A 7,010-nucleotide genomic window follows, 5' to 3' on the forward strand; every position below is an offset into this window, starting at 1 on the left:
ATGGGCGCGGATTATTCGCGGTTGATGAACTCGTCGAGATTCATGAGCACCCGCGCCGTGGCGACGAGCGTGGCGGCTTCGACGGCTTCCGCAGGTGGAACCGATTTCTCGACGAAGTTCAACACCTTGAGCGCCTCCGGGCCGCCGCTTTGCACGCGTGCCTTCTGCTCCGCATGGAAGGCAAGCAGTCGCGATAGCTCCTCGGCGCGTGGATCGCGATTCAAAACGAGACGGAAGAGCGTTTGCAGGCGTTTGGATGTTTCGCTGCTGCTTTCATGCAAGGCGCGAAGGGCGAGGGACTGCGCGGCTTCGACAAACATCTCCTCGTTCATCATCGTGAGCGCCTGCAATGGCGTGTTGCTGCGCTCCCGACGCACGCAGGCGTCGGCGGCATCGGGCGCGTCGAAGGTGGTGAGCATCGGGTAGAGCGTACTGCGCAGGGTGATGATGTAGAGGCCGCGGCGATAGCGCTCCGCGCCGGGGCTGGCCTGCCAGCCTTTTGAACGCCCGACGTCGAACATGTCCTCCGGCAATGGTGGACGGAAGCTGGGGCCGCCGACACTGCGTGTGAGCAGACCGCTGACTGCGAGTGCGGAATCGCGCAGGATTTCGGCATCGAGACGGATGCGGTTTTGGCGTGCGAGCAGACGGTTCAGCGGGTCGAATTGCACGATGTCTTCGCGATGCGCGGAGGACTGGCGGTAGGTGTGGCTCATCACAATGAACTTGATCAGCTGCTTGCGGCTCCAGCCGTTGCGCATGAACTCGGTGGCCAGCCAGTCGAGCAATGCCGGATGCGAAGGAGAATCACCGCTGGTTCCGAAGTCGTCGGGCGTGTTAACGATGCCTGCGCCGAAGAGGTGGAGCCATATGTGATTCACTGCGACGCGTGCGGTGAGCGGATTCTGCGGTGAGACGAGCCACCTCGCGAGATCGAGGCGGGTGGGGCCACTTTGCGCGGGCAACGACGACAGCGTGGCAGGCGTCACGTCCGGTCCGTGACGCGTGTAATCGCCGGCGAGATGCACATAGGTCTGGCGGCGGTCCTTGCTCACCTCGGCGAGCACCTGCGCCTTCGTCTTTGGCTCGTCGCGATCCTCGGTGTTGTCGAAGAAAGCGTAGAAGCTGTAGTAATCGCGGATCGTGATCGGATCGTATTTGTGCGTGTGGCATTGCGCGCAGCCGATGGTGAGACCCATCCACACGCGTCCCGTCGTGTTCACGCGATCGACAAGGTTTTGATATCGCGCTTCCTCCTTGTCCACGCCCGCCTCGGTGTTCAGCGCCGCGTTGCGATGAAAGCCAGTGGCGATGAACTGCTCGCGGGTGGCTTCGGGCAGCAGATCACCGGCGATCTGCTCGATGGTGAACTGATCGAATGGCAGGTCGCGGTTGATCGCCTCGATGACCCAGTCGCGATAGCGCCATGCATTCGGACGCAGGCCGTCGCCCAGGAAACCGTTGCTGTCCGCGTAGCGCGCCGCGTCGAGCCAGTGCCGCGCCCAGCGTTCGCCAAACTGCGGCGAGGCGAGCAGGCGATCGACGAGTGCCTCATACTTTTCGTCAGACCAGTCGGACAGGACCGTCATGTCGGATGCAGTGGGTGGCAAACCCGTGAGATCGAGGAAGACGCGGCGGATGAGTGCGGCCGGTGCAGCTTCGGGCGCGGGTTTAAGCCGATGTTCGCGCAGCTTGTCGGCCACGAACGCATCAATCGCGTTCCTGCCCGTCGGCGCAGGAACCGAGGGATGCTGGATGGGCAGGAAGGCCCAGTGATCCTGATACTCGGCACCTTCGGCGACCCATCGACGCAGCAGTTCGCGTTCAGCCTTCGTCAGCCCCTTCGGGGACTTCGGCGGCGGCATCACATCGTCTGGATCCGTGGTCGAGATGCGATGATTGAATTCCTTCGCATCCAGATGCGCGTCTCGCATGTCGAGCCGCAGATCGCCCTCGCGCTTCTCCTCGTCCGGCCCATGACAGGCATAGCACTTCGCCGCGAGGATTGGGCGCACATCGCGATTGAATTCGAGACGCTTCTCCGCGGCAAAAATGCCGGGAGTAACGAGAAGCGTGAATGTGAGGATGAGGCGCATGCGCTAGCGAACTTGCAGTTCAGTGAACGGCACTCGCTGCACGATTTTCGCTTCTCCGTCCTCTCCGATGATTTTTGTCGTGATCGCCCCTGCGTTCCAGTCGATGTGCAGATGTCCCACGTTCGGGAGGTGATAAGTCGTCGGGACGCAGCGGTTCTTGTTCGGCGTGGGCGTGCCGCGCGGATGCTTCTGCGTCATCGAACTCGAGGTGAAGTCGAACACGCCATCGTGTGAGAACTCGCACCAATGCCGGTCGCCGCTCACCACGAGAGCTGTCTGACCTTTAAGCAGCGCCAACATGCGGCGCTTCTCATGCGGGAAATTGGCCCAGCACTCGCCGCCGTGTGCCTCGGGGGCAAATTGAATGCTGGAGACGACGATTCGCAGATCCGCGGGCTCTTGGAGCACTTTTTCGAGCCAGCTCCACTGCGCCGTGCCGAGGATGGTGGTGGATTCATCATCGGTGGGCACCGAGGTGCCGCCGAGCATGGCCTTGTCCTTCGCCACCTTCTTCATCGGGCTGCGAAAGTAACGTGTATCGAGCAGGATGATCTGCATTCGCTTTCCGGGCCGGCCGAAGGACTGCGAATGATAGACGCCCTCCTGCTTTCGGCGCGGCGAGTCCGCCGGTTCATCGAGCCAGTTCCAAAACTCGACCTGCGCCTCCTTTTTGACCGGGCATTCGACGCCGCCGTCGTTCTGGCCGAAATCGTGATCGTCCCACGTGGCGAGGACGGGCTTGTTCTTCAGTCGCTGGAAGAAGCGGCTGTTTTTGAGCAGCGCATACTTCTCCTGCATCATCGGCACACCGCCTTTGTCGGCATAGATGTTGTCACCCATGAAGATGAACAGATCGCGCGGCAACGTGAGCGTCCGATCGAGCATCGGATGGTCATGCGTGTCGAGGCACGACCCAAAGATGATGTGCTCCAGCGGCTGCTCGTCGCCCGCATGCGCGGCGATGAGTCCTATGGCGGGAAGTCCGGCGAGAAAGCGGCGACGGCTACTTGGAGAGTTTGGCATCGAGTTCCTCCAGTTTGAAACGAACACTCACGACATAGGCAGGCTCGCCTTCGGTCCAGTGACCGTAGGTGGTGGTCACAATCGTGCCGTCGGGCAGGACTTCGACACCGGGATAGGTGGTGTCCTGGCCCTTGGTGTTGTCCATGATGCGGACGCGATACTGGCCTTCGGTGCCATTGACGATGTCATCGTATTTGCCGACCCAGCCGACCCAGTCACCTTTCGTCGGGCTGACGTGCGTGGTGTCGCGGAAGCTGATGAAGAGGCGGCCGTCGGGTGTGTATTTGGCGACGTGACGATCGCCGGTGATCGCGGCGGGCAGTTCCTTCGGCTCGCTCCATGTCAGGCCCTCGTCGTTGGAGAAGATGACGAAGGAATTGTACTTCCGCGAGTTCTCGCGCAGCAGCACGGCAATCTGTTTGCCATCGGGCGAGCGGAGCGCGCCGGGTTCGCAGAGATTCGCATCGGGCAGCATCGCGATGGGCGCGGGCACGCTCCAGGTCAGACCGCCGTCCTTCGAAAGCGTGGTGTAAACCCAGAAGCGCCAGGGCTTGGCGGTGGACGACGAGTATTCCGGCACGTCGGGGCTTTTGATGCGGTATTTTTCCTCCTCTCCGCCGCGGATGAAGCGGCCGTCGTCGTGGAAGAAGGCGAGATAATATCCCGGCTTCTTCAAATCGATCACCGTGGCCATCGTGACCACGCCGCCGAAGTCGCCGATGGACTTCAACTCGCTCCAGTTCGCGCCATCGTCTTCGGTGACAGCCATGCGGATGGGATAGAGTCCGCTGAACATGATGATGCGCTTCTTTCCCGCCGCATCGACCACGCGATGCAGAGTCGGCACTTCGAGTGAAGTCTCCCAGGACTTCGGCGTCGGCAAACGATCACTCCAGGTGAGTCCGGCGTCATTGCTGCGCTTGTAAACGATCGCACCGCGTCCATGGCCCTTCGGATACACGATGAGCATCGTCTTGTTGTCTTCGAGCAACACCGTTGTCGGATGGCCGAGATACTGACCTTTCTCGCGATCCACGATCACCTGACGCTGCGTCTCGCCGCTGATGTCCACGATCGGAATCGTGTAGCCGGGGGCGAGCTTGGTTTTGAGATTCTTCGGTGGCGTGAGTGTGACGTCGGCTTTTTGCAGCTTCGTCTGCGCAAAGGACTGAGAGATGAGCAGCAGCGAGAGCGCCGCGATGGTTCGGAAATGCATGGTCGAAAGCAAACGGCCGCTGATCTCGACCCTTTGCACTCCGATGCACAACTTCAGTTCTTATCCCAGCAGCCGCGTGAACGGATGGCCTTCGTTCTGGTCGATGCGTTCGGGCAGGCCTTTGTGGTTGTAGGTTAGCTTCGTGTGGTCGAGGCCCATCAGGTAGAGGATCGTGGCGTGCAGATCGTGGACGTGGAGACGGTCCTCGATGGCATACAATCCAAGATCGTCGGTGGCACCGTAGGTCTGGCCGCCTTTCACGCCACCGCCGGCCATCCACATGGTGAAGCCGGTCGGATTGTGGTCGCGGCCGTCACCCTGTTCGCTCATCGGTGTGCGGCCGAATTCACCGCCCCAGATGACGAGCGTTTCGTCGAGCAGACCACGAGCCTTCAGGTCGGCGAGCAGACCGGCGATGGGTTTGTCGACGGCGTTGCAGAGGCGCGAGTGATTCACTTCGATGCCCTTGTGGCTGTCCCACTTGCTGCCGGCGCCGCTGTAAAGCTGGATAAAGCGTACGCCGTTTTCAACGAGACGACGCGCGAGCAGGCAGTTGCGACCGAAGACGGCGGTCTTCTCATCGTCCATGCCATAGAGCTGCTTGGTGGCCTCGGTTTCCTTGCTGAGGTCGACGGCTTCGGGCGCTTCGGCCTGCATCTGATAGGCGAGTTCGTAGCCACGGATGCGCGCTTCGAGTTCGGTGTTGCTGGTGCGTGAAGCGCCGTATTCGCGATTCAAAGCGCCGAGCAGGTCGAGCTTGTCACGTTGACGCTGACGATCGACTCCCTTCGGATTGTCGAGGAATTTGATCGGCGTGCCTTCGGAGGTGAATTCGACACCTTGATACACGGCGGGCATGAAGCCATTGCCCCAGTTGCGCACGCCGTTGACCACGGTCGCCTCGCTGTCCTTGATGACGACAAAGCCGGGCAGATTCTGATTCGAGGTGCCGAGTCCATACTGAGCCCATGCGCCGAGCGACGGACGACCGCCGAAGACGGAGCCGGTGTTCATGGAGCAGACGCCGCCGGCATGGTTGATGCCACTGGAGGCGCATGAATGAATCACGGCGAGGTCGTCGGCATGCTGCGCGACGTTTTGAAACCAATCGGAAATCCACAGGCCGCCCTGGCCATACTGCTTCCACGTGCGTTTGCACTCGAGCAGCGGAGATTTGGACTCACCCATCGCCGTGATCGGCGGCTTGAAGCTCGCAGGCAGCGACTGGCCAGCGAGTTTGTTGAGCAGCGGCTTGTAGTCGAAGGTGTCCAGATGACTCGGGCCGCCTTCCATGAAAAGGAAGATGACGCTCTTGGCTTTGGCGGCGCGTTGCGGCACGCGCAGTGGGGCGGCCGCGGCCTGTTGCTCGCCCATGAGCGCGGCCAGGGCGACGGCGCCAAAGCCGCAGCCGGCGGTTTGCAGGAAATCGCGACGTGAATGAGGAATGTCGTATCGATGGCAGCTCATGGGATTAGTGCAGGTAGAAGAATTCGTTCGTGTTGAGCAGGACCTGGCAGAGGTCGTTCATGGCCTGATGGTAAGGGTTGTTGTCCTCGACGGACTTAGTGTCCGAACCGGACCACGCAAACTGCGAGTTCAGCGGATCGGCGCTGCGCCAGGTGACGAGACCGGCGGACCACTTTTCCGGATCGTCGCTGAGCGCCTTGTCCGGAAGAACGCCGCTGACGATGCGCAGCGCCTCAATCTGGCCGTCCCACTGGTGGGAAGGTGTGCGTTTGCCGAGGCCGCCGATCACGAGCGGCGACGAGCCCATGCTGAGCTTCGAGCGGATGTCCATTGGCACCACGGCGGACTGCACGGCGGCGTCGGGCGTGTCGAGATCGCGCACGGTGAAGGTGACGTTGTGACCGACGCACGAAACGCGGGCGGCGATATGATAGCGGCGCCCGAGCTCGATGTGAATGTTCGAAGGCACGACCTGATAGCCGATATTTGCGTTTTCATCCTCGCCGACGACCTGCACGATGACGTTGCGAGGCTTGTAGCGCGATTTCACTCCGGTGACACCGAGACTCCAGCCGAAGGACTCGATGCTGTCCTTCCCGAGACTCCAGCGCGAGGCAATGGTGCGAACGGAGGCATTAACGTCGATGCTGTTGAGGCTGGCGATGGTCTCGACCGTGAATTCATCGCCTTCCTTCTCACCGCTCTGCACAAGGAGGCGCTCATGCGGCGAGTTCTCTTTGAAACCACTGCCGTTTTCGCTCGCCTCGCTGTTCGCGGATGCAGCAGGCATCGCATCACCGGCGCGCTTCTTCAAAAACGCCTCCGCTGTGTCGCGTTCGCCTTTCGATGGCGGACGTCCGAGCACGGCCAGCCATGCGTCATCGATGTTCCCGACGCTCGCAGCCAGTTTGCGCGAACGTGCGAGCAGCCAGTCGCCATTGAGCAGTTGCAGCGCCTGCGTCGGTGTGGTGGTGCTGAGACGTTCGGCGGTGCTGGAGAAAGCCGCAGGCATGTCGAGCGCGCTCAACAGTTCGTTGGGCTTGTTGCGCTTCTTGATCGTGTAGATGGAGCGGCGTGTGCCGTTGGCGTCCTCGCCCGCGCCATTGGACTTTGGATCGAGTTCACCGCTCGCGGCCAGCAGGGCGTCGCGGATCTGTTCGGCATCGAGACGGCGTGGATTGAAGCGCCACAGGTAGAGATTGGACGGA

General features: G+C 61.4%; 5 protein-coding genes. All 5 read right to left on the minus strand.

Annotated elements, in window-relative coordinates:
• Positions 1–11: 11 nt before the first annotated feature.
• Entirely contained in the window at positions 12–2,096 is a 2,085-nt protein-coding gene (locus tag KDL09_RS23485; RefSeq protein WP_294390786.1) for a PSD1 and planctomycete cytochrome C domain-containing protein, read from the minus strand.
• A gap of 3 nt (positions 2,097–2,099) precedes the next feature.
• Positions 2,100–3,119 (minus strand): alkaline phosphatase D family protein, encoded by a 1,020-nt coding sequence (locus tag KDL09_RS23490; protein ID WP_294390789.1) that lies wholly within the window; start codon positions 3,117–3,119, stop codon positions 2,100–2,102.
• The gene (locus KDL09_RS23495) at positions 3,100–4,335 is read right to left on the minus strand and encodes a sialidase family protein (protein WP_294390793.1); all 1,236 of its coding nucleotides are present in this window, start codon (positions 4,333–4,335) and stop codon (positions 3,100–3,102) included. Before KDL09_RS23495 ends, KDL09_RS23490 begins: the two co-directional genes overlap by 20 nt.
• A 60-nt stretch (positions 4,336–4,395) precedes the next feature.
• Complete coding sequence (locus tag KDL09_RS23500) at positions 4,396–5,802, minus strand: DUF1501 domain-containing protein (protein WP_294390796.1); 1,407 nt, start codon at positions 5,800–5,802, stop codon at positions 4,396–4,398.
• A gap of 4 nt (positions 5,803–5,806) precedes the next feature.
• On the minus strand, positions 5,807–7,010 hold a 1,204-nt coding region (locus KDL09_RS23505; RefSeq protein WP_294390799.1), incomplete at its 5' end, for a DUF1553 domain-containing protein.

The sequence above is a fragment of the Prosthecobacter sp. genome, assembly GCF_020439865.1.
Lineage (GTDB): Bacteria > Verrucomicrobiota > Verrucomicrobiia > Verrucomicrobiales > Verrucomicrobiaceae > Prosthecobacter.

Bases quoted from the DNA above. Each gene is read 5' to 3' on its own strand.
- KDL09_RS23485 (WP_294390786.1), bottom strand. From the start codon at position 2,096: ATGCGCCTCATCCTCACATTCACGCTTCTCGTTACTCCCGGCATTTTT.
- KDL09_RS23490 (WP_294390789.1), bottom strand. From the start codon at position 3,119: ATGCCAAACTCTCCAAGTAGCCGTCGCCGCTTTCTCGCCGGACTTCCC.
- KDL09_RS23495 (WP_294390793.1), bottom strand. From the start codon at position 4,335: ATGCATTTCCGAACCATCGCGGCGCTCTCGCTGCTGCTCATCTCTCAG.
- KDL09_RS23500 (WP_294390796.1), bottom strand. From the start codon at position 5,802: ATGAGCTGCCATCGATACGACATTCCTCATTCACGTCGCGATTTCCTG.